The sequence below is a fragment of the Mesorhizobium sp. M1342 genome (assembly GCF_040317955.1).
In the GTDB taxonomy this organism is placed as follows: Bacteria; Pseudomonadota; Alphaproteobacteria; order Rhizobiales; family Rhizobiaceae; genus Mesorhizobium.
The window spans coordinates 26,218-48,837 of record NZ_JAMYLI010000042.1 but is presented as its reverse complement, the minus strand read 5'-3'; the positions used below and the strand labels follow the sequence as shown (position 1 = coordinate 48,837).

The window sequence follows — 22,620 nt, the reverse complement described above, 5'->3', positions numbered from 1 at the left end:
CCTCCACCTACAAACTCAATAGCGTCGCCCGCGCCCTATGTTAAAAAGACACCCTGCTTTTCCCCAAAAAATTATCTCCACGGCGGGCCGCTATTCCGCGCGCGCCGCTCTTTTTCGTGGCGGTGACATGAGCACGACCCCCCTCCTGCAAACGGCTTCCATGGCCTGCAAACCTGCCGGCCGGCTTGCCGCCGGCCTGTTGGCCGTGATCGTGTTTCTTGCCAGCCTTGCCGTGTCAGATCAGGCCTTTGCCCATGCCGCGCTGATCAAGACCGATCCGGCCGACGGCGCGGTGCTGGAACAGGGGCCGGCACAGTTCTCGCTGACCTTCAGTGAGCCGGTCTCGCCGCTGGTGCTGACCTTGGTGAAGCCCGACGGCACGCCGGTTGCTCTGACGTCATTCCGGCTCAGCGACCAGAGGCTCGAGATCGACAATCCGCAACCGCTCAAATCCGGTACGCATGTCTTGAGCTGGCGCGTCATCTCCGCAGACGGTCATCCCGTCGGCGGATCGCTGCTGTTTTCCATCGGCGCGCCCAGCGAGCCGCCCGCCGTGTCCGAAGCCGTCGACTGGCCGTTGCGGTCGGCGATCTGGCTCGGCAAGGTTTTTCTCTACCTCGGCCTTTTTCTCGGCGTCGGCGGCGCTTTCGCCCTCGCCTGGCTGTCCCAAGGTGGCCGCGCCGGACAGCGCTTCGTTGCAGCCGCAATCCTGGGCGGACTTGTCGCGGCGCCCTTGTCGCTCGGCTTGCAGGGGCTTGATGCGCTCGGGGCACCGCTCTCCCATCTGGCACAGGCGGTTATCTGGCGGACCGGACTCGGCACCAGTTTCGGCTGGACGGTGCTGGTCGCGCTGATTGCGCTGGGGCTTGGCCTGCTGTCGCTGGCCGGCCCCCGCGCCACCGCCAAACCACTTGCGCTGGCAGGTCTGGCCGGGGTGGGGGTTGCCCTTGCCGCCAGCGGCCATGCCAGTGCCGCCGAACCGCAATGGCTGACGCGGCCGATGGTGTTCCTGCACGGCGTAGGCATCGCGTTGTGGGCCGGCGCATTGGTCCCACTCGGGCTGGCGCTGAAGGGGCAATCGGCGGGGGCCACGCCATTCCTGCGGCGGTTTTCTTGGGCGATCCTGCCGGTGGTGGCCGTGCTTGCCTCTGCCGGCATCGTGCTTGCCGTCATCCAGGTGCAAACACCCGCGGCATTGGTCGACACCGCCTATGGAAGGCTGCTGCTGATCAAACTCGGGCTGTTGGTCTTTCTGTTCACGCTCGCCGCCGTCAACCGCTGGAAACTCACGGCATCGGCCGAGGCGGGATCGACGGAAGTTCAACGCAGGCTGGTCCGCTCGATCGGCGTCGAGATGTTGATCGTGTTGGCGATTTTCGGCGTTGCCGCGGGCTGGCGCTTCACGCCGCCGCCACGAGCCCTCGCGATTGCGGCAGCGCAACCGGTGTCGGTCCATATCCACGCGCTGAAAGCGATGGCCGATCTCAGCATCACGCCGGGCCATGCCGGACCGGTCGTCGCCTCGATGATCATCATGAGCGGCGATTTCGGCCCGCTCGACGCCAAGGAGGTGACGCTTGTGCTGTCGAAACCCGATTCGGGCATCGAGCCCTTGAAGCGCGCGGCGGCCAAGCCCGGCGACGGCAGTTGGCGTGTCGACAACCTCGTCATCCCGGTGGCCGGCCGGTGGACGGTGCGCATCGACATACTGGTCTCGGACTTCGAGATGGTGAAGATCGAGGCGCCCGTCGACATCCGCGCCGAGTGATATTCAGGTGATGCCGGCCTGCGAACGGCGGCTTCCTGCGCTTCCGGTGCTCACGTACTTTAAGTACGCTCCGCTCCGGTTCTCGGAAACCACCATTCTCGACTCGGCCTGACCTGAATCTCACACGCCGCGGCATCAACACAATTCGGCGAGGCGGTTGACGCAGCCCGAAAGGCCCGTCAATCATCGCGGCAAAACGCGATCTCAACAAAATCCGAAGGCAGGAAAAAAACGATGGAAAAAGCCGAAATCGGCCTGATCGGCCTTGGCACGATGGGCTCCAACCTGGCGCTCAACATCGCCGAGCACGGGCATCGCATCGCCGTCTTCAACCGCACCAGGGCGCGCACGGACGCTTTCATCGAGAATGCCGGCGCGCTCAGGGACATGGTCGTGCCCTGCTACAGCCTGGAAGAGCTTGCCGCCGCGATCCGGCCGCCGCGCCCGATCATCATCATGGTGCTGGCCGGCAAGCCGGTCGACGAACAGATCGCGGCTCTGCGCGGCGTGCTGTCGGCCAACGACATCGTCATCGACGCCGGCAACGCCAATTTCCGCGACACGATGCGGCGCTTCTCCGAGCTTTCCGGCTCGGGTCTCACCTTCATCGGCATGGGCGTGTCCGGCGGCGAGGAGGGTGCGCGCCACGGACCGTCGATCATGGTCGGCGGCACGGAGGACTCATGGAAACGCGTCGAGAAGGTGCTGACGGCGATCTCCGCCAAGTTCAAGGACGAACCCTGCGCGGCATGGCTCGGCACCGACGGCGCCGGACATTTCGTCAAGACCATCCATAACGGCATCGAATATGCCGACATGCAGATGATCGCGGAGATCTACGGCATCCTGCGCGACGGCCTGGGCATGGACCCGAAGGAGATCGGCACGGTGTTCGCCAACTGGAACAAGGGCCGGCTCAATTCCTACCTGATCGAGATCACCGCCAAGGTGCTGGCATCAGACGATCCGAAGACCGGCAAGCCGGTGGTCGACATCATCCTTGATCGCGCCGGCCAGAAGGGCACCGGCAAATGGTCTGTCATCGAGGCGCAGCAGCTCGGCATCCCGGCCACCGCGATCGAGGCGGCGGTGGCGGCGCGCGTTCTATCGTCGATCAAGGACGAGCGGCTGGCGGCGGAAAAGGCCTATGGCAACATCGGCGTGACGAAGATTTCCGGTGACAAGGACGCCTTGCTGAAAGATCTGGAACTGGCGCTGTTCGCCGGCAAGATCGCCGCCTACGCCCAAGGTTTTGCGGTGATGAGCGGCGCCTCCAAGGAATTCAACTGGAACCTGCCAATGCCGACCATCGCCAGGATCTGGCGCGCCGGCTGCATCATCCGCTCGCAGATGCTCGACACCATGGCGGAGGCCTTCAGCAAGGGCGGCGCCTCGACCAACCTGCTGATGGCCCCGGCCTTCATCGCGCTGATGCAGGAAGCGCATCCGTCGCTGCGGCGCATCGTGGCGAGGGCTTCGGAGGCCGGCTCGCCGGTTCCGGCGCTGTCTTCCGCACTTGCCTATTTCGACAGCTACCGCCAGGGCCGCGGCACGTCGAACCTGATCCAGGCGCAGCGCGACTTTTTCGGCGCGCACGGCTTCGAGCGTATCGACGACAAAGGCGCGTTCCATGGGCCGTGGGGAAGCGGTGCGGCTGGTTAGCCCAAGGGCCTAAACGGAAACCGGCGGGCTGAACGCCCGAACCTCGCTGGTGGCGACCAGGCGCTGCAACGAGCCGGGTGCGGCGCCGCCGATCCAGCCGAGCACGGAGCGGGCGAGATCGGAGCCGGCCAGGCGGAAGTTCTCGTTGACGACGAGCAATTCCGGCCGGAACAGGTGCAACAGGTCCGACGACTGCTTGGACACGACATCGACGTCGCGGCCAAGCTTGAGGCCGGCATCCTCGATGCCGGCGACGATCGCCAGTGTCGCGGCGGCAGCGCTGCTGACGAAGCCGTCCGGCCTGTTCTCGCGGCGCATCACCTGCGCGGTTCTGGTCCTGATCTGCTCGATCGTGTGATCGATGGAAACGGTGTTGAACGGAATTTCGCTGGCTCCGACCTCGCTTAGCGCATCGGCAAAGCCGTTCAGCGTGTGGCCATAATAGGTCAGCCCGGGCGGCGGCGACAGAAGCGCCAGCTTGTGCCTGCCCATGCTCGCCAGGCGGCGCACGGCTTCCATCGCGAAAACATGGTTGTCGAAGTCATGGTAGGGATGGACGAGGCCCATGTCGGTGCGCCCATGCGTGGCAAAGGGCATGCCGTGCTCGAGCATGTAGCGGGCGCGCGGATCGTTCGGTTGGGTGCGCGAAATGATGACTCCGTCGGCCGAGCCGGTCTCGACGAGATAGCGGATCGGCTCCATCGGATCCTGCGAGCGGGAATAGGGCGTGACGATCAGGTGATAGGGCGTTTCGGCGAGCACTTCCGAAACGCCGTAGATGATGTCCGAGACGAAGCTCATGATCTCGCGGTCGGTGTTGAGCACGAGGCTGATGACATTGGTCCTGCCGGTGCGCAGACGCACGCCGGCGCGGTTCGGCCGGTAGCCGATCTGCTTGGCGACGAGCTGGACGCGACGCCTGGTTTCGGCGCCGATTTCCGGGGCATCCTTCAAGGCGCGTGACACGGTGGTGACGCCGAGCCCGGTCATGAAGGCAAGCGTCTTCAACGTCGGCCGTCCCTGTGCCGAGGTCTCCCCGTTCTTGTCCGTACGCTGTCTGTCCATTCGTCCCGCCCGTCAGGCGCATAGCAGCCGCGAGCCATGTCGGCAATCGCCGCCATAGCGGTACGATATGCGTTCCAGCCCCGGCAAAGCCTCAATATACTGAAACGTTACAGATTGCCATATCGAGTTACATGTCCCTCGCCACGAGGTGGATGGTTCTTTTGCGAAACGCATTGGGATTCCAGGAGAAATCGCCTCTGCCGCCGCCTTTTGCCCGTATCAGGCGGCATTTCGGTGTTTGCGCCGCAGCAAACCATGCTGCAGTGCATGGGAAGCGCGATCATTCATGCGAATTTGTTCGCGGTCCGAAAAAATATCGAGGGCGCTTCGTTGATGGGTTGCACAGCCCGCGCAATTGCCGTATCGAAAATCTGTAACGTTTCAGATTCTGGGAGGAGCCGAAATGCGATACAAACTTTTGACCGCTGCGCTGGCAGCGACGGCCGCGTTGCAGTTTGCCGGCCAGGCGGCCGCGACGGACCTGGAAGTCACCCATTGGTGGACGTCGGGCGGCGAGGCGGCGGCGGTTGCGGAACTTGCCAAGGCATTCGATGCAACCGGCAACCACTGGGTGGATGGCGCCATTGCCGGCTCCGGCGGCACGGCGCGGCCAATCATGATCAGCCGCATCACCGGTGGCGATCCGATGGGCGCCACGCAGTTCAACCATGGCCGGCAGGCGGAGGAACTGGTGCAGGCCGGCCTGATGCGCGACCTCACCGACGTCGCCACCAAGGGCAAGTGGACTGATGTCGTCCGGCCGAAGAGCCTGCTCGACGGCTGCACCATCGACGGCAAGATCTACTGCGTGCCCGTCAACATCCATTCCTGGCAGTGGCTGTGGCTGTCCAACGAAGCCTTCGCGAAGGCCGGCGTGCCGTTGCCGAAGGACTGGAATGAATTCGTGGCGGCAGCGCCGGCGCTGGAAAAGGCCGGCATCATCCCGCTCGCCGTCGGCGGTCAGGCCTGGCAATCCTCCGGTGCCTTCGACGTCCTGCTTGCGGCTGTGGGCGGTACGGACACATTCCTCAAGGTCTACAAGGACAAGGATGCCAAGTTCGCCGCCGGGCCCGAAGTCGCCAAGGTCTTCAAGGCCGCGGACGATGCCCGCAAGATGGCGAAGAACACCAATGTGCAGGACTGGAACCAGGCGACCAACCTGGTCATCACCGGCAAGGCCGCTGGCCAGATCATGGGCGACTGGGCGCAGGGCGAGTTCCAGGTTGCCGGCAAGACCGCCGGCAAGGATTATACCTGCCTGCCGGGCCTTGGGCTGAACGAGGTCATAGCCACGGGCGGTGACGCCTTCTATTTCCCGCTGCTCAAGGATGCCGACAAGAGCAAGGCGCAGGAGGTGCTGGCCGAGATGCTGCTCGATCCCAAGACGCAGGTTGCCTTCAATCTAAAGAAGGGATCCCTGCCGGTGCGCGGCGACGTCGATCTCAATGCGGCCAACGACTGCATGAAGAAGGGCCTCGCCATTCTTGCCAAGGGCGCCGTCATGCCGTGGACGGACCAACTGCTTTCACAGGACACCCAGAAACAGAAGGAAGACCTTTTCGCCGAATTCTTCGCCAAGCCGGAACTGACCATCGAAGACGCGCAGAAGCGCTTCGCCGACCTCATCGCTTCGGCGGACTGACGCTGGAGGCAACCCGCCTCATTCCCGGCCTTGCGAATGCAGGGCCGGGAATGCACCGCCCTTACCCAGCCGGCTGACGAGATGAGCAAGAGCGAACGCCCCAACCTTCTGTTCCGCAACCTCAATGCGAAGGTCGCCTCGATCCCGATGATCCTCACCGCCATGGTGGTTTTCGTCGGCGGCACCGTTTGGACGGTGCTCTATTCCTTCACCAATTCGAAGCTCCTGCCGCGCCTGAATTTCGTCGGGCTCGACCAGTATTACCGCCTGTGGGCGGCGCCGCGCTGGCTGATCTCGATCGAGAACCTGTTGATCTACGGCGCGATCTCGCTGGTGTTCTCGCTGGTCATCGGTTTTCTGCTTGCCGCGCTGCTCGATCAGAAGATCCGCTTCGAGGACACGTTCCGCACCATCTTCCTCTATCCTTTCGCGCTCTCCTTCATCGTCACCGGCCTGGTCTGGCAGTGGTTGCTCAATCCGGATTTCGGCATCCAGCATGTGGTGCGGGACTTGGGCTGGACGAGCTTCAGCTTCGACCCGCTCTACAATTCCAGCATCGTCATCTACGGCATATCGATCGCTGCGCTGTGGCAAGGCACCGGGCTCATCATGTGCCTGATGCTGGCCGGCCTGCGCGGTATCGACGAAGACATCTGGAAGGCGGCGCGCGTGGATGGGATCCCGATGTGGAAGACCTATCTGTTCATCGTCATCCCGATGATGCGGCCGGTCTTCATCACCACGCTCGTCATCATCGCTGCCGGCATCGTCAAGGTCTATGACCTGGTCGTGGCCCAGACCAGCGGCGGCCCGGGCATCGCCTCCGAAGTGCCGGCCAAATACGTCTACGACTATATGTTCTTCGCCCAGAACCTCGGCCAGGGTTTTGCCGCCTCGACCATGATGCTGCTCTCGGTGGTGATCGTCATCGTGCCTTGGGCCTATCTCGAGTTCGGGCGACGCAAATGAGCATTGCAGACATCACCGCTCAAGCAAGCACTGCCGCCGGCGCGCGCCAGGACATCGCAGGGCCCTACGGTCCAAAGCCGCGCCGCGTGATTTCGCGCCGCAACGTCTTCCTCTACGGCACATTGTTCGTCATGGCGGTCTACTACCTCTTGCCGCTCTATGTCATGGTCGTCACCTCGCTCAAGGGCATGCCGGAGATCCGGCTCGGTAACATCTTCTCACCGCCGCTCGAGATCACCTTCGAGCCGTGGGTCAAGGCGTGGTCAACGGCCTGCACTGGCCTTAACTGCGACGGGCTCTCGCGCGGTTTCTGGAATTCGGTGCGGATCACCGTGCCGTCGGTGCTGCTGTCGATCGCCATCGCCTCGGTGAATGGTTATGCACTGGCCAATTGGCGCTTCAAGGGCGCCGATACGTTCTTCATTATCCTGATCGTCGGCGCCTTCATTCCCTACCAGGTGATGATCTATCCGATCGTCATCATCCTGCGCGAGATCGGCCTCTATGGCAGCCTCAGCGGGCTGGTGATCGTCCATTCCATTTTCGGCATGCCGATCCTGACGCTGCTGTTCCGCAATTATTTCGTCTCGATGCCGGAAGAGCTGTTCCGGGCGGCACGCGTCGACGGCGCCGGCTTCTGGGGCATCTTCCTGCGCATCATGCTGCCGATGTCGCTGCCGATCTTCGTCGTCGCCATCATCCTGCAGGTGACCGGCATCTGGAACGACTTCCTGTTCGGCGTCGTCTACACCCGCCCCGACACCTATCCGATGACGGTGCAGCTCAACAACATCGTCAATTCGGTGCAAGGCGTGAAGGAGTACAACGTCAACATGGCCGCAACCATCCTGACCGGACTTGTGCCGCTCATCGTCTACTTCATTTCCGGCAAGCTTTTCGTACGCGGCATCGCCGCCGGCGCGGTGAAGGGGTGACGGCGATGACGGCAGCCAACGATACCAGCGTTTCGATCCAGGACCTGTCGCTGAATTTCGGCGCGGTGACCGTCCTGGAGACGCTCAATCTCGATGTCGCCGATGGCGAGTTCATCGTGCTGCTCGGGCCGTCCGGCTGCGGCAAGTCGACCTTGCTCAACTGCATTGCCGGCCTGCTCGATGTCTCCGAAGGCCGCATCTTCATCAAGGGCAAGAACGTCACCTGGGAAGAGCCCAAGGACCGCGGCATCGGCATGGTGTTCCAGTCCTATGCGCTCTATCCGCAAATGACGGTGGAGAAGAACCTGTCCTTTGGGCTGCGTGTCGCTGGCACGCCAAGAGAAGAGATCGCCAAGCGGATCGCGCGGGCGGCTGAAATCCTGCAGATCGAGCCGCTGCTGCAGCGTAAGCCGGCCGCACTTTCCGGCGGCCAGCGCCAGCGCGTCGCCATCGGACGGGCGCTGGTGCGCGATGTCGACGTGTTCCTGTTCGACGAGCCGCTGTCCAATCTCGATGCCAAGCTGCGCGCCGAACTGCGCGTCGAGATCAAGCTGCTGCATCGCAAGCTGCAGAACACCATGATCTACGTCACCCACGACCAGATCGAGGCGATGACGCTGGCCGACCGTATCGCGGTGATGAAGGGCGGCGTCATCCAGCAGCTCGATGCGCCGCAGACCATCTACAACCGTCCGGTCAACCGCTTCGTCGCCGGCTTCCTCGGCTCGCCCGCAATGAACTTCGTCGATGGCCGTCTGGAAGACGCGGACGGCGGCTGGCGGTTCGCGGCCGAGGATATCAAGATCCCGCTCGGCACTTACGACTTTGCCAAGCCTCCGGCTCCCGGCCCCGTCACATTCGGTATCAGGCCCGAGCATGTCAGCCTGAACAGTGGCACCGGCTGGCCGTTCTCGATAGCCGCCAATGTCGAGGTGGTCGAACCCATGGGCTCCGACACGCTGGTCTGGCTGAAGCTTGCCCAGCAGAATTTCAGCGTCCGGGTGACCTCGGAACGCACGCCCAAGAACGACGAGGCGGTGACGCTTGGCTTCGATCCGATGCGCGCTTCGCTTTTCGACACCGCAACCGGCACACGCATCTAGCTTCCGAGAACCAACCTTCCAACGACAATCCCCAAGTGAAACGGACAGAGATGATGAATTGGTCATTCCAACTTTACAGCGCCCGCAATTTCCAACCCTGGGACGGTGTGCTCGCCATGCTCGGCAAGCTCGGCTACGCCCAGGTCGAAGGTTTTGGCGGCGTCTATGATGATCCCGGAGCATTCCGTGCCGAGCTCGACAAGAACGGGCTTGCCATGCCGACTGGGCATTTCTCGATCGATGCGCTCGAGAACGATTTCGACGGCGTGCGCAGAACCGCCGACGCACTCGGTGTCACGCTGCTCATCTGTCCTTTCCTGATGCCCGATCAGCGACCATCCGAGGTGGCCGGCTGGCGCGGCTTCGGCGAACGCCTGGCAAAGGTCGGCGACGCCGCGAAAAAGGCTGGCTACGGCTTTGCCTGGCACAACCATGATTTCGAGTTCAAGAAACTTGCCGACGGATCGGTGCCGCAGGACCACATCCTGTCATCCGCGCCCGATGTCAGCTGGGAGATGGACGTTGCCTGGGTGGTGCGCGGCGGCGATGATCCGTTGCCGTGGATCGAGAAACACGGCAAGCGCATCAGTGCCGTCCACGTCAAGGACATGGCCAAGCCCGGCGAGGGGCTGGATGAGGATGGCTGGTCGGATGTCGGCCATGGCACCATCGACTGGGCCGGTCTGATCAAGGTGCTGCGTGCCAAGAGTGCGGCCCAATACTACGTCATGGAACAGGACAACCCCAACGACATCGAGCGTTTCGCCCGCCGCTCCATCGCAGCCGCCAAAACCTATTAGGAGCAATCAGCATGGCAAAGAAACTTGGCATCGGCGTCATCGGCTGCGGCAACATCTCGAAAGCGTATTTTTCGCTGGCGCCGCTGTTTCGCGGCATCGAGATGCGTGCCTGCGCCGACATCAACATGGAGGCGGCCAGGGCTCGGGCGAAGGAGTTCAAGCTGCGCGCCGAGACCGTCGAAGACCTGCTCAGGGCCGACGACATCGACATCATCGTCAACCTGACCATCCCGGCGGTGCATTATGAGGTGTCGAAGCAGATACTCGACGCCGGCAAGCACGTTTATTCGGAAAAACCGTTCGTGCTGTCGGTCAAGGAAGGGCTCGACCTTAAGAAGCGGGCGCAGAAAAAGGGTCTTCGGATCGGCTCGGCGCCAGACACTTTCCTCGGCGGCGCGCACCAGCTGGTGCGCAACCTGATCGACACCGGCAAGCTTGGCAAGGTCACGAGTGGTACCTGTCATGTCATGGGCCACGGCATGGAGCATTGGCACCCCAATCCGGATTTCTTCTTCCAGCCGGGCGCCGGTCCCGTGCTCGATATCGGACCGTATTACATCACCAATCTGATCCAGCTGATCGGGCCGGTGAAGCAGGTCGCGGCCTTCGCGACGACGCCGGCCAAGGAGCGGACGATCAGTTCAAAGCCGCGCGCGGGTGAAAAGATACCGGTCAACACGCCGACGACCATCCATGGGCTGCTGGAGTTCGAGAACGGCGCCGTTATCACGCTCAACACCAGCTGGGACGTCTGGGCTCACGGCCACGCGCCGATGGAACTCTATGGCGAGACAGGCACGGTGTTCGTGCCGGATCCGAATTTCTTCGGCGGTGACGTTCGCTTCACCGACGCGGCCAAGCCGGTCAAGAAGCTGCCGAACTGGCCGCATCCGTTCGGCGTGCCCAACGAGATGCATTCGCAAGGCATGATGGCCAACTACCGCACATCAGGCCTCGCCGATATGGCGGTGGCAATCGCGGAAGGCCGGCCGCACCGCTGTTCGATGGAGCTGGCGCTGCACGCCGTCGACGTGATGACCGGGCTGTTGCGTTCCGGCGAAACCGGCAAGTTCGTCGCCATGCAGACCACCTGCGAACGGCCGGCGGCACTTGGCGTCAAGGAAGCCAAGGCGCTTTTGGCGAAGAAGAAATAGGCAGCACACCTCAACCCTCTCCCCGTTTCGACGGAGAGAGGGTAAGGGTGAGGGGCAGAGCCAACTCGCCGCGTTGTCGCGATGCAGCCGATCGGCTCGTTTCCATTTGAGGATTTTCCGATGCCCTACACGCCTGCCGAAAACCGCTATGAAAAGATGATCTACAACCGCTGTGGCCGCTCCGGCCTGAAGCTGCCGGCAATCTCGCTGGGGTTGTGGCATAATTTCGGCAACGACACGCCGCACAAGACCAAGCAGGCGATCGCGCGCAAGGCCTTCGACCTCGGCATCACGCATTTCGACCTCGCCAACAATTACGGTCCGCCGCCCGGTTCTGCCGAGACCGCTTTCGGCGAAATCCTGCGCACCGACTTCGCCGCCTACCGCGACGAGCTGATCATCTCGACGAAGGCCGGCTACGAAATGTGGGCCGGTCCCTACGGCGAATGGGGCGGGCGCAAATACATTCTGGCCAGCCTCGACCAGAGCCTGAAGCGCATGGGGCTCGACTATGTCGATATCTTCTATTCGCACCGTTTCGACCCCGACACGCCGCTGGAAGAAACGATGGGTGCGCTCGACCATGCCGTGCGCTCGGGCAAGGCGCTCTATGCCGGCATCTCGTCCTACAATTCGCAGCGCACGCGCGAGGCCGCCGATATATTGAAGCAGCTTGGCACGCCTTGCGTCATCCACCAGCCGAGCTATTCGATGCTGAACCGCTGGGTGGAGGAAGACGGCCTGCTCGACACGCTCGAAGGGCTCGGTGTCGGCTCCATCGTGTTCTCGCCGCTGGCGCAAGGCATGCTGACCAACAAGTATCTCGGCGGCATTCCGGACGGCAGCCGTGCTTCCCAGGGCAAGTCGCTGAAGACAGCCTTCATCAACGACAAGACCATCGCCAACATCAAGGCGCTCGACGCCATCGCCAGCAAGCGTGGGCAGACGCTGGCGCAGATGGCGCTGGCCTGGGTGCTGCGCAAGGGCAGGGTGACCTCGGCGCTGATCGGTGCCAGCCGGCCGGAGCAGGTCGAGGACTGCGTCGGCGCGCTCAAGGTGCTCGACTTCAGCGATGCCGAACTCGCCGAGATCGATACCTATGCCCGGGAGTCCGACATCAATCTGTGGGCAGCTTCGGCCGAGCGCAAAGGCCCGCCGCGAAAATAAACCACTCAAGCCGGCAAAATAAGAGCGGCGGGCACTCCCGCCGTTTTTCATGGGAAGCCAAATGGCCGCGGTTCAGGGCGTTTTCGGTTTCTGCGCCGTGCCGAGTCCCGCCTTGGGTTTGGCAAGCGCCGGAGCAGAGCTTTTCATCTTCGCCTCGATCCAGCCGGTGTAGTTGGCCAGCCGCGTGTAGATGCCGTAGGCGTCCTTGTGGCCGCAGGCCGCACTGCCGTCAGCCGGGCCTTCGCCCCAGCTGACGACGCCGATTTGGACCGGGCCTTCGGCACCGGTCATGAACAGCGGGCCGCCACTGTCGCCGTTGCAGGCATCGCGCACGCCGCTGGTGGTGCCGGCGCAGATCATGTTGCCGGTCAGCGGGTCGGTCATGTCGGCGGCGATCGCATTGGCCGCCGCGTCGATGCCTTTTTCCGAATAGCGCATACGGCGGGACAGATCACCGAGTGCTGCCTTCAGATCACGCGCATAGATGGCCTTGATGCCGCTGTTGCAGGCCTGGTTCGGCTGCAGGTCGAGGTCGGCGACCATCAGCGTGGTCGGAAAGGTGCCGTCCTGCATCTTGCCCCAGCCGGTGACGGTCGTCTTGCCGGTGTCGGGCGTTGTGTCCTGGGCGACCTTGATGGTCGGCGCGTCGGCCGGTTCGGCAAGCCGAAGCAGCCCGAGGTCGTTGTCGAGGGTCTGCTCGCTGTAGCCTTCGTTGACGATGACCTCCACCACCTTGTGGCGCTTGCCCTCGCTGAGATCGGTTGCACCGGTCAGCACGGTGACGCTCTCAGGCGAAACCGGCTGGCCCTTGTCGTTGAGGCAGTGTGCTGCCGTCAGCACCCATTCAGGCGCGATCAGGCTGCCGCCGCAGAATTGGGCGTTGGCCTGCGATGCTGGATTCTCGTCCAGCCTGTCGGTGGTGAGCAGCGCGACCTGGAACGGGTAGGCTCCCTTTTCGGCCTGGTTGCCGCCATAGACGCGGTCGGCCGCGTCGGGGTTCTCCGCCGCTGCTTTCGCTCTGGCTTCCGTCACGCGCTTCATTGGCGAGACCGCTGCCTCCGGTCGGGTGACCGCTTCGTCGGCCTGGGTGGAATTGGCTGCCGCAAGGGCGGCCGCGATGCCGAGCAGCGATGCGGCGGCGATCGGCCTGAACCGATGGATGATGTTCATCTGAAGCCCTCCTGATATGTTCCCGAGCGGACCAGCCCCAGCGCATGATCAACAAAGCAAGCCTCAGACTGATGGTCAGGCCGCGCAGCTTTTGTTGTAGCAGCACGGCAGGGACACCAAGTCAGGCACTGCTTCGCTTATCGCGTTCCTGTGCAGACCCCGCTCAAAACCCTATAGCCCCCCACGGGCTATGTGGAAGCTAATTGTCATTCCAATGTTGTATTAATTTAGGCAATATATCCGCGCCGGTGTCTTTGGCGGGGGCTTTGACCGACCGCATAGGCGATGGTCATATTTCAAGTGCGGTAACCAAACTCCTTTTTCGACGCCACCACGATCTCGACAATATTTCTGTATTTTGATCCAGTCCTTGCTGACTTTTGGGAGAGTCTCACCATGACAAAACTGACAAACGCACTCATTGCGTCCGCATTACTTTCCGCCGCAATGTGGGCGGTTCCAGCTTTCGCCGCCGATCCTGGCTCCGCCAGTGCCGGCAATGGCGAAAGCGCGCGCGACGCGACTTCAGGCGACTACAAGCCCGGGCGGGCAAAGCCAATCGCGCCACCGAAGCTGACCGACGAAGACAGCCGCGCCGCGCCGCTTGCCGACGAGGCAACGGCTGTCAAATCCTACGGCATCGTCGGACGGTCCGCCGATGGCAAGGAGATCAAGATCGAGCCGAGCGAAGCGTTGCGGGAGCTTATCATCAAGGAACTGAACGCTCCGGCCACTGGAAAAGACGGGGCTGAGCGCAAGACCGAGGATCCGGACCTCGGCGAAGGCGAAGCCGGCCGTCAGGTTTTCGGCACCGACGATCGCGAGCAGGTCAAGAACACCAAGACCTATCCGTTCTCGGCAATCGGCTATCTCGAAGCCAAATCGCCGAAGACGGGCAGCTTCGGCAGCTGTTCGGCAACGCTGATAGGCCCGCGCACGGTGCTCACCGCCGCGCACTGCCTCTACAGTCATGAGGACAAGGATTGGCTCTCCGACTACCTGTTCGTGCCGGGCCTCAACGGCAGCACGGCCGACGACGCACCGTTCGGCGCCTTCGCCTTCGAAAGCGCCTATGTGCTGCAAGGCTTCATCGACAACTACCAGGGCTATTATGGGTCGGTCCTGCTGTGGGATCTCGGCATAGTCACGCTGAAGCAGGATGTCGGCACCAATCTCGGCTGGCTGGGCTATGCGAACTATGACGATCTTGGCGACTTCACCGCCAATCTCGTTGGCTATCCCGGCGACAAGCCGATGGGCACGATGTGGAAGGCAAACTGCGAAGTGCACGCCGAAAACATCGCGCCGGAATATTTCCAGTATGACTGCGATACGTTCCCAGGGTCGAGCGGCAGCTCGGTCTATGCTTACGACAACAAGGCCAAGCAGCGCATCATCACCGGCATCAACGTGGCGGAAAGCCCCGACGCGAACACCGCCGTGCGCCTGAACGCCGCCAACGTCCAGTGGATCAACAGCCTGTATAAGTAATCGCTGCGCATTTCGCGGTGGAGACAAAGGCGGCGGCGCAATCCCGCCGCCTTTTTTCTGGCGGACGCATTCGTTGCGACCCTTTGCACGCGGCCAGCGGCAGGCGCGCATGGAGGCGGAGGCCGGATTTTCGCGTCGCTATTTGGCTGCGGGTGCAGGCGGGCCGTTGCGCACATAGTTCTCGATTGCCGAAGCGAAAGTGGGAGAACCCGCCTTGCGCTGCTTATCTATGTAGCCGGCAAAATAGCTCCAGAAAGAGACGGCATAGTCACGGAAATAAGCATCGGTCACTTTGCGCGAACACAAATCGCCGTCGATGCAGAAGGACAGCCGGTTGAGGAAATAGACGATGCGATCGAAATTCTCGCTGAAATCGGCGAGCGGCATGTCGCCGCCGGAGGCGGTCATCGCCTCGATGCCGATGCGTTGCCGGAACACCTGCTCCTCGGTTGGCGAGGGGTTGGCGCTGAGCAGATTGTCATATTTGGCGTTGAGCGCCGTCAGACGATCTTTCAGCGCGCGCTGCGCCTGCTGGTAGTCCTTGTTCTCCCAAAGTTCGACAAGCGACATGGTCTGCTCGACACGCTTCTGCTCTTGGTTGGCCAGGAACTGGTAGACCGAGAACATCAAGGTGAAGATGATGGCGAGACGCACGGCCATGCCCGACCAGGCATAGACCAGCATCCGCCAATCGCGGTCTGTGAAGGGGTTGCTCTCCTTCTTGATCTCGTGGCTGCTTGGCCACGGGAAACCCTCGGTGGTTTCCTGCAGGGCCGGTTTGCCGGCCTGCGCTTTTGCGGGTGCGGTCATTGCTGTCTGCCTGGTGTTGCCCGTCGGCTTCTTCATCCGCAGCTGTCCAGTTCAATGGTGGCGGAGGGATCAAGCACAATGCCCGGCGTCTCCAGCTTCTTTTTCAGGCATTGCAACTGCAGGCGCGAAATCATGAACTGTACGTCAGGCTCCGCCGCCCCCTTGTTCGGGGACGGCAAGGCTTCGACGACGCCACGCGAGTGGCAGTTGCTGAGATCGACGACAACCGCGTCGCTGCCGCTTTTGGCGAACTGGTCGTATTGATCGAGAAAACACGTCGCCAGTTCCGAGTTGGTGACGATCTGCTTGACGCACAGGCCGCAGGCCTCGTCCGCCGAAGCGTTGGCGATCAGCAACAGGCCGCCGGCAAGGCCGGCTAGCGTTCCACGCCAGGAAAACACAGAATTCTTCACAATCGATCCTATCCGTTTCATCCGCCGTCATGCGTCAGCGGCCGGGAATGTTCTCATATCGCGCCGATCGCGCAAGAGCCGGCAGAGCCATGCGGCGCCGGCATCCGCTCAGGCGCGCGGCACCGTCTCCATCGGGAAGATCATCACCGCGCCTTTCGGGCCACTCTTGTCGGCAAGCCGCATCACCGAGCGGGTTGCCGGCGCCATGCCGAGATCGGTCAGCATGTCGGAGAAGCCGGCGGAGCCCATTCCGCGTGTCGCCGAGGCGACGCCGTCCTGCGCCAGGAAGCTCAGATCCTGCTTCTCGCTCTCCGGCGGCGCCTCGGTCAAAACCGCGATCATCCGCTCCATGCCGAAACTGGTGTCGGTGAAAGCCAGCAGCCCCTCTTCTAGCATGGCTTGCGGGGCGAGGCGTTCGGCAACGATGTGGGTGATCGAGTAGTCGCTGCCGACATAGAGCACATTGATGTCGACCAGCAGATCCGAGCCGTTCTTGGCCAGCACATGCACTTCGTCGCCCGGCGACACGCGCGGCACAACCGAAGCCTGCAGCGGTTCGAGGCCGTCCTTGTCGCGACGTTTGACCTGAAACTGGACGTCGACGTCCTCGGGCTTGTAGTCCGAGGCCGCCGCCAGCCGCGAAAGCCCGGTGGCGCGGAAGATGGTGCGCAGGTTCCTGGCCATTGCATCGGCCAGTTTCTGGCGGTCGTGAATGATGATCAGCGGCGGTTTGCCGCCCTCCTTCAGGCTCACGTCGCCCGATGCCGGCAGGAACCACAGCGCCGGCTTGTCTGTCGCATCCTTGGGGGCACCGGGAACAGCATTCTCGCGCATCATCGCGAGGCGGAGGTCGGCGCTCTTGCCGGGCTCGACCAGCTCGATGTTGAAGCCGGTCTCCCTGGCTGTGGCCAGTTCGTCGAGAACCGAATTGACCAGACCGGTTTCCTTCTCAAGTCCCTTGGCTATGGCCGGCCGCGCCAACACGAGCTTGTAGTCGACGGCGATCTCCGCCACCCGCGCATAGGCGTTGGCCGGAATGTCGGCGACTTTGAGCGCCGGCTTCTTGTCGAACTCGACCGACTTGACGCGGCTTTCCAGGTTTTTTGCCGACTGCACTTCCAAAAATCCGACAGCGTCGGACAGCGGCGATAGCGCTGAAGGCAGGATGGCAAGCTTGCTGCCCGGAGTGAGGCGATGCAGCAGCCCGGCGCCGATCGTCGCTTCGCCGTCCTTGATGACGACAGGCCATTGCATGACCGCGTCGGTCTTGTCGGTGCCGAACACCCGTGCGTCCAACTCGCCCTCGAACAGCGGCGTCGGCCGGGTGCGGCTGTCGGCCGAATATTGCTGCAGCACGGCCTGACCGAGCTGGCGATAGGTGACGTTGGGGTTTTCGGCCAGTTTCGACAGGATGGTGAAGGTGAACAGGCCGAACCGGGGCGCATCCGGCGTGCCCTTCGGCAGCGGCATTTCCGGTGTCGTCTCCACCGTCTGCGCGGCATAGAAGGCGACCAGCTTGCCCTTGGCGATCGGTTCGCCGCCGGTAGGGCTCAGGCTGAAGGCAGGCTTGCGCGTGCCATTGTCGTCGATGCCGCGCGAGCCGGCGGACGAAATCACCTCGTCATAGGCCTTGATCGCGGCAGCCCGTTCGGCCTCGTTGCCGCCGACCAGGTCGGCGAACTCGACCTTGCGCTCCAGCTCGTCATTGACCTCGACGGCGCGTGTCGCGGTGCCGGAATGGCAGCAGTCGAACACGGCCCAGACGAAAGCGCCCTTGTCGCGAATGGCGTCGAGTGCCGCGCCGATCTCGTTGTCGATCAGCGCATTGGGCACGCCGGCATCGCGGTTGATCCATTTGCCGATATCGACGGGCAGGAAGATCTCGTCGAGCCCGTCGGTTTCGTCGCCCTTGACCATCTGCGGCTGCTGGGCGCCATGCCCAGACAGATGCAGATAGACGAAGTCGTCGCGCTGAACCTTGGCGGCAAGGTCGGCCAATGCGGTTTTGATGGCCGCATGGGTCGGCAGGCCACTGGCGCCGGGGACATCCTTGGCGAGCAGCGTGACGTTCTCCGGCGCGAAGCGCACCGGGTCGGGCACATTCTTCAGGAGATAGTCGCGGATGAGGGCTGCATCGTTCTTCGGCCCGACCAGCCAGTTCCTCTGCGGCAGGTTGGGATATTCGGTGCAGGCGACCAGCAGCGCATGATAGGTGCGCGATGCGGCCATGGTCGGGAACGACACCATGCCGGCCATGGTCAAAGCGGACGTGCCGACCAGCAGCGTCCGCCGCGTCAATTTGATCATGATTGCTTCCCCAAGCCCGACCGAAATTCCAAGCGCGGCAATCCTCGCTGAAGATATTGTCAGTATTTTGAACGTTACATCGCAGAGCAACCTGCCTGTTGCCCCGCTCCGATCGATGTTCTCGACCGCCTTGCGGGCAGAATGCTGGAAACAGTAGCAAAAATGCCTGTTCGTCGCTATCTGGATGGGTACATGGATAGTTTGTGCGCGGCGCAAGCGACGGAAGGCGAGTTGGAAACAGGATCATGGCGGCAAGGGATGTGCTGACGAAGAACCAGCTGTGCGTGCTCGAGAAACTCGAGACCGCCAGCGGACCGCTCAGTGCCTATACCTTGCTCGACCAACTGCGCGAGCGCGGTTTTCGCGCGCCTCTGCAGGTCTACCGAGCGCTCGACACGCTGGTGAAGTCAGGTTTCGTGCACCGGCTCGAAAGCATCAATTCTTTCGTCGCCTGCGCCGAGCCGCACGACCACAGCCATTCGATGACCGCCTTCGCGATATGCGACACATGTGGGCAGGTGACCGAAATGTCCGACCACGATGTCGGCCACCGGTTGGACGAATGGGTGCGCTCGACAGGCTTCGCCGCCAAGAAGGCGGTGATCGAGTTTCGCGGGACGTGTGCCAAGTGTTTGGCGGAAGCGGCGTGAAGCCAAGTCAGGCGTGAAGAAACCTTCGATGCTGGCGGGACAGCACCCCCCTCTGTCCTGCCGGACATCTCCCCCGCAAGGGGGGAGATCGGATATCGTTTCTGCTTCCACCAATTACCAGCGTTGAAATAAAAGCGCTGCCCGCGAAGCTGCCAATCTCCCCCCTTGCGGGGGAGATGTCCGGCAGGACAGAGGGGGGTGTGAAGGATCGCGACCGATGCCCACGATAGGCTTCAATGCGCCTCGTCCCAGTTGTTGGCGGCCCGCGCATCGACATGCAGCGGCACCGACATCGATACCGCCGGCATCGCCGCGTTTTCCATGACGTGACGCACGACCGGGATCGTTGCCTCGACTTCCGCCTCGACTGTCTCGAAGATCAGTTCGTCATGCACCTGCAGCAGCATGCGTGCGGAAAGCCCTGCTTTTTCCAGCGCCTCCTCCATGCGGATCATGGCGCGGCGGATGATGTCGGCGGCGGTGCCTTGCAGGCGGGCGTTGATCGAGGCGCGTTCGTTGAAGGCGCGGAGCGAGGGATTGGACGATCTTATGTCGGGGTAATGGATGCGGCGGCCGAAGATCGTTTCGACAAAGCCATGCTCGCGGGCATAGGCCTTGGTCTCCTCGATGTAATCGCGGATGCCGGGGAAGCGCTCGAAATATTTCTTGATGTAGTTGCCGGCCTCCTCGCGCGGGATCGACAGCTGGTTGCCGAGGCCGAAGGCCGAGATGCCGTAGATAATGCCGAAATTGATCGCCTTGGCGCGGCGACGGACTTCCGAAGGCATGCCCTCGACCGGCACGTTGAACATCTCAGACGCGGTGATGGCGTGGATATCGGCGCCGTCGGCGAAAGCCTGCCGCAATTGCGGGATCTCGGCGACATGGGCGAGCACCCGCAGTTCGATCTGGCTGTAGTCGGCCGAGACCAGCCGATGGCTCTTGTCGGTGATGAAGGCGGTCCTGATCTTGCGGCCTTCGGCGGTGCGCACCGGGATGTTCTGCAGGTTCGGATCGGAGGACGACAGGCGTCCCGTCGTCGTCGCGGCCAGCGCGTAGGAGGTGTGAACGCGCTTGGTGTCGGGGTGGATGAAGCCCGGCAGCGCATCGGTATAGGTCGATTTCAGCTTGGTCAGCTGGCGCCAGTCGACGATCTTGCGCGGCAGTTCGTGACCTTCGGCGGCGAGATCTTCGAGAAGCTGCGCCGAGGTCGACCACTGGCCGGTCTTGGTCTTGGAACCGCCGGGCAGGCCCATGCGTCCGAACAGGATGTCGCCAAGCTGTTTTGGCGAGCCGATGTTGATGCGCTCGCCGATGAGCTGGTAGATTTCCTCTTCGAGGCGAGCGGCGCCCTGGGCCAGTTCGCCCGAGAGCCGCGACAGGATCTGCCGGTCGACCGAGATGCCGCGCTGTTCCATGCGCGCCAGCACCGGCACCAGCGGCCGCTCCAGCCGCTCATAGACCGACACTAGGCCTTTGGCGGCAAGCCGCGGTTTCAGCACCAGCCAGAGCCGCAGCGTCATATCGGCGTCTTCGGCGGCATGAGCGGTCGCCTTGTCGATGTCGACCTGATCGAAACCGACGGAGCTTTTGCCGGAGCCGGTGACGTCCTTGAGCAGGAGAGGGGTATGACCCAGCCATTTCTCGGCTAGCGAGTCCAGGCCGTGACCATGGGGCGTGCCGGCATCGAGCACGTAGGAGATCAGCATGGTGTCGTCGAACGGTGCGACATCGATGCCGTAGCGGCTCATGATGACAAGATCGTATTTCAGGTTCTGCGCGATCTTGAGAACCGATCTGTCCTCCAGCAGCGGTTTCAGCACCGCCAGCGCGTCGCGCAGCGGAATCTGGTTTTCGAGCGCGCCACCACCGAGCAGGTCGCCATTGCCGCTCATGTGGGCAAAGGGGATATAGGCGGCACGCCCGGGCGCCGTGGCGATGGCCATGCCGATCAGTTCGGCCTGCATCGGATCAGCCGATGTTGCCCTGACATCGAAGGCGGCGATGCCCGCCTCCCGTGCCTCGGCCACCCAGGCTTTCAGGGTCGAGACATCGCGAATGCAATGATAGGCAGAAATATCGATCTTGCCGGTGGCCGCGCGCTCCAGCCGCAATGCCGCGAGCAGGGAAGGGGTATCGCCTTGTTTTGACGTCTCCGCCGTCCCGCCGGCTTCGTCCGGTTCAGTGCCGGACGCGTTTCGGGCAACCGGCGGCAACCCGGCCCCGACATCTGGGCCATGAGCATGATCGGCGCGTTCGACGGTGACCGCGACGGCCTGGACGTCGCCGGCCTCGGTGCTGGTCGCTTCCGCCACACGGCGGGTCAGTGACGTGAATTCCATGGTCTTCAAGAAACCGATCAGCTTCGGGCCGTCCGGCGCGTGCAGGACGAAATCCTCCAGTCCCTCGGTCACCGGCACGTCGTTCATCAGCGTCACCAACTGACGTGAAATGCGCGCCTTGTCGGCATTGGCGATGATCGATTCGCGCCTCTTGTCCTGCTTGATCTCGCCGGCCCGGGCCAGCAGCGTGTCGAGGTCACCGAACTGTTCGAGCAGTTGCGCCGCCGTCTTCGGCCCTATGCCGGGCACACCAGGCACATTGTCGACTGAATCGCCGGTCAGTGCCTGCAGGTCGACCATCTTTTCCGGCGGCACGCCCCATTTCTCGATCACCTCCGGAATGCCGATCTGGCGGTCCTTCATCGGGTCGTACATGGCGACCGTATCGCCAACCAGCTGCATCAGGTCCTTGTCGGAGGAGATGATGGTGGTATCGCCGCCGTCTTCGCAGGCGAGCCTGGCATAGGTGGCGATCAGATCGTCGGCCTCGTAGCCTTCGATCTCGACGCAGGGCAGGTTGAACGCCCTGGTCGCCTGGCGGATCAGGCCGAATTGCGGGATCAGATCTTCCGGCGGTGCCGAGCGGTTGGCCTTGTATTCGGGGTAGAGGTCGTTGCGGAAGGTCTTCGACGAATAATCGAAAATGACGGCGAAATGCGTCGGCACAATGCCTACATCGGTGTTGCGGGCGTCGAGCATCAGCTTCCACAGCATGTTGCAGAAGCCGGAAACGGCGCCGACCGGGAGGCCGTCGGATTTGCGGGTCAGCGGCGGCAGCGCGTGATAGGCACGGAAGATGTAGCCGGAGCCGTCGACAAGGAAGAGATGATCGCCTTTTTTCATGCCGGCAGGGATAGCGCGGCGCGGCGGCTTGGTCCATGCCAAAGGCAGCCTCAACTATCGGTTCCGGCAACACCCTGACAGATCGCCGTCACCCCGCTCACGCCTATGTTACAAAACTGTAATTTTCGTGCCCTTGAATCGCCATGTTCAGAGACCCAAATACACGTCATCGGCAGTTTTCGCCGAGTCCGGAGCAAGGCCCGTCCCCCGCCTATCCCGGACACCTGCGGCAGCCTATCCCCCCTCTCCGGGCTGCCGCATCGTTTCGAGTAGAAGGCCGCCGTGGTTCCCCCTCCACCACGGCGGTCTTTTTTATCCCAGACAGACGT

General features: G+C 62.7%; 17 protein-coding genes. 11 read left to right on the top strand and 6 right to left on the bottom strand.

The window, feature by feature from the left end; translation table 11 throughout:
- Positions 1-127: 127 nt before the first annotated feature.
- Both NKH06_RS29840 and gnd read left to right on the top strand, forming a co-directional pair.
- The gene (locus NKH06_RS29840) at positions 128-1,768 is read left to right on the top strand and encodes a copper resistance CopC/CopD family protein (RefSeq protein WP_352894911.1); all 1,641 of its coding nucleotides are present in this window, start codon (positions 128-130) and stop codon (positions 1,766-1,768) included.
- A 234-nt stretch (positions 1,769-2,002) separates the two neighbouring features.
- Positions 2,003-3,430 (top strand): NADP-dependent phosphogluconate dehydrogenase, encoded by a 1,428-nt coding sequence (gene gnd, locus NKH06_RS29835; protein ID WP_023812489.1) that lies wholly within the window; start codon positions 2,003-2,005, stop codon positions 3,428-3,430.
- A gap of 9 nt (positions 3,431-3,439) precedes the next feature.
- Here the strand turns inward: gnd and NKH06_RS29830 are convergent, their stop codons facing one another.
- A complete protein-coding gene (locus tag NKH06_RS29830) occupies positions 3,440-4,495 on the bottom strand; it encodes a LacI family DNA-binding transcriptional regulator (protein WP_023812490.1) in 1,056 nt (351 codons plus the stop codon).
- 403 nt (positions 4,496-4,898) lie between these two features.
- On the opposite strand from NKH06_RS29830, the gene NKH06_RS29825 reads away from it, so the two are divergent.
- From NKH06_RS29825 to mgrA, 7 genes are all read left to right on the top strand, one after another.
- Positions 4,899-6,137, top strand: coding sequence for an ABC transporter substrate-binding protein (locus NKH06_RS29825; RefSeq protein WP_352894909.1), 1,239 nt, complete (start codon positions 4,899-4,901; stop codon positions 6,135-6,137).
- 81 nt (positions 6,138-6,218) lie between these two features.
- Positions 6,219-7,106 (top strand): carbohydrate ABC transporter permease, encoded by an 888-nt coding sequence (locus tag NKH06_RS29820; protein ID WP_352440839.1) that lies wholly within the window; start codon positions 6,219-6,221, stop codon positions 7,104-7,106.
- Complete coding sequence (locus tag NKH06_RS29815; protein WP_128303237.1) at positions 7,103-8,041, top strand: carbohydrate ABC transporter permease; 939 nt, start codon at positions 7,103-7,105, stop codon at positions 8,039-8,041. The genes NKH06_RS29820 and NKH06_RS29815 overlap by 4 nt, the downstream gene beginning before the upstream one ends.
- 5 nt (positions 8,042-8,046) lie before the next feature.
- A complete protein-coding gene (locus NKH06_RS29810; RefSeq protein ID WP_023812494.1) occupies positions 8,047-9,144 on the top strand; it encodes an ABC transporter ATP-binding protein in 1,098 nt (365 codons plus the stop codon).
- Between the two features lie 53 nt (positions 9,145-9,197).
- Positions 9,198-9,944, top strand: a complete 747-nt coding sequence (locus NKH06_RS29805; RefSeq protein ID WP_352894906.1) for a sugar phosphate isomerase/epimerase family protein — start codon at positions 9,198-9,200, stop codon at positions 9,942-9,944.
- 11 nt (positions 9,945-9,955) lie between these two features.
- A complete protein-coding gene (locus tag NKH06_RS29800) occupies positions 9,956-11,098 on the top strand; it encodes a Gfo/Idh/MocA family protein (RefSeq protein ID WP_023812496.1) in 1,143 nt (380 codons plus the stop codon).
- 120 nt (positions 11,099-11,218) lie between these two features.
- A complete protein-coding gene (gene mgrA, locus NKH06_RS29795; protein WP_023812497.1) occupies positions 11,219-12,265 on the top strand; it encodes an L-glyceraldehyde 3-phosphate reductase in 1,047 nt (348 codons plus the stop codon).
- Positions 12,266-12,337: 72 nt separating this feature from the next.
- Here mgrA and NKH06_RS29790 read toward each other — a convergent pair whose 3' ends face one another.
- Positions 12,338-13,435: a S1 family serine peptidase gene (locus tag NKH06_RS29790; protein ID WP_352894903.1), complete on the bottom strand. Its 1,098-nt coding sequence runs from the start codon at positions 13,433-13,435 to the stop codon at positions 12,338-12,340.
- Between the two features lie 396 nt (positions 13,436-13,831).
- Here NKH06_RS29790 and NKH06_RS29785 point away from each other — a divergent pair, with 396 nt between their 5' ends.
- Positions 13,832-14,926, top strand: coding sequence for a trypsin-like serine peptidase (locus tag NKH06_RS29785; protein WP_352894901.1), 1,095 nt, complete (start codon positions 13,832-13,834; stop codon positions 14,924-14,926).
- A gap of 138 nt (positions 14,927-15,064) precedes the next feature.
- On the opposite strand, the gene NKH06_RS29780 is transcribed toward NKH06_RS29785, so the two are convergent.
- The 3 genes from NKH06_RS29780 to NKH06_RS29770 all read right to left on the bottom strand — a co-directional run bounded on the left by NKH06_RS29780 (position 15,065) and on the right by NKH06_RS29770 (position 18,456).
- Entirely contained in the window at positions 15,065-15,772 is a 708-nt protein-coding gene (locus tag NKH06_RS29780; RefSeq protein WP_352894899.1) for a DUF4760 domain-containing protein, read from the bottom strand.
- Positions 15,769-16,092 (bottom strand): hypothetical protein, encoded by a 324-nt coding sequence (locus NKH06_RS29775; RefSeq protein ID WP_352894897.1) that lies wholly within the window; start codon positions 16,090-16,092, stop codon positions 15,769-15,771. The genes NKH06_RS29780 and NKH06_RS29775 overlap by 4 nt, the downstream gene beginning before the upstream one ends.
- 165 nt (positions 16,093-16,257) lie before the next feature.
- Positions 16,258-18,456 carry a caspase family protein gene (locus NKH06_RS29770; RefSeq protein ID WP_352894895.1) on the bottom strand — a complete coding sequence of 733 codons (2,199 nt, stop codon included), beginning with the start codon at positions 18,454-18,456 and terminating at the stop codon, positions 16,258-16,260.
- A gap of 245 nt (positions 18,457-18,701) precedes the next feature.
- Between NKH06_RS29770 and NKH06_RS29765 the strand changes: the two genes are divergently transcribed.
- Complete coding sequence (locus tag NKH06_RS29765) at positions 18,702-19,106, top strand: Fur family transcriptional regulator (RefSeq protein WP_027037743.1); 405 nt, start codon at positions 18,702-18,704, stop codon at positions 19,104-19,106.
- A gap of 233 nt (positions 19,107-19,339) precedes the next feature.
- Here the strand turns inward: NKH06_RS29765 and polA are convergent, their stop codons facing one another.
- The gene (gene polA, locus NKH06_RS29760; protein ID WP_352894913.1) at positions 19,340-22,291 is read right to left on the bottom strand and encodes a DNA polymerase I; all 2,952 of its coding nucleotides are present in this window, start codon (positions 22,289-22,291) and stop codon (positions 19,340-19,342) included.
- Between the last annotated feature and the right edge of the window lie 329 nt (positions 22,292-22,620).

Coding starts and splice junctions, on each gene's coding strand:
- gnd (WP_023812489.1), top strand. CDS start 2,003: ATGGAAAAAGCCGAAATCGGCCTGATCGGCCTTGGCACGATGGGCTCC.
- polA (WP_352894913.1), bottom strand. CDS start 22,291: ATGAAAAAAGGCGATCATCTCTTCCTTGTCGACGGCTCCGGCTACATC.
- NKH06_RS29800 (WP_023812496.1), top strand. CDS start 9,956: ATGGCAAAGAAACTTGGCATCGGCGTCATCGGCTGCGGCAACATCTCG.
- NKH06_RS29785 (WP_352894901.1), top strand. CDS start 13,832: ATGACAAAACTGACAAACGCACTCATTGCGTCCGCATTACTTTCCGCC.
- NKH06_RS29820 (WP_352440839.1), top strand. CDS start 6,219: ATGAGCAAGAGCGAACGCCCCAACCTTCTGTTCCGCAACCTCAATGCG.
- NKH06_RS29805 (WP_352894906.1), top strand. CDS start 9,198: ATGAATTGGTCATTCCAACTTTACAGCGCCCGCAATTTCCAACCCTGG.
- NKH06_RS29810 (WP_023812494.1), top strand. CDS start 8,047: ATGACGGCAGCCAACGATACCAGCGTTTCGATCCAGGACCTGTCGCTG.
- mgrA (WP_023812497.1), top strand. CDS start 11,219: ATGCCCTACACGCCTGCCGAAAACCGCTATGAAAAGATGATCTACAAC.
- NKH06_RS29780 (WP_352894899.1), bottom strand. CDS start 15,772: ATGAAGAAGCCGACGGGCAACACCAGGCAGACAGCAATGACCGCACCC.
- NKH06_RS29825 (WP_352894909.1), top strand. CDS start 4,899: ATGCGATACAAACTTTTGACCGCTGCGCTGGCAGCGACGGCCGCGTTG.
- NKH06_RS29790 (WP_352894903.1), bottom strand. CDS start 13,435: ATGAACATCATCCATCGGTTCAGGCCGATCGCCGCCGCATCGCTGCTC.
- NKH06_RS29840 (WP_352894911.1), top strand. CDS start 128: ATGAGCACGACCCCCCTCCTGCAAACGGCTTCCATGGCCTGCAAACCT.
- NKH06_RS29770 (WP_352894895.1), bottom strand. CDS start 18,456: ATGATCAAATTGACGCGGCGGACGCTGCTGGTCGGCACGTCCGCTTTG.
- NKH06_RS29830 (WP_023812490.1), bottom strand. CDS start 4,495: ATGGACAGACAGCGTACGGACAAGAACGGGGAGACCTCGGCACAGGGA.
- NKH06_RS29815 (WP_128303237.1), top strand. CDS start 7,103: ATGAGCATTGCAGACATCACCGCTCAAGCAAGCACTGCCGCCGGCGCG.
- NKH06_RS29765 (WP_027037743.1), top strand. CDS start 18,702: ATGGCGGCAAGGGATGTGCTGACGAAGAACCAGCTGTGCGTGCTCGAG.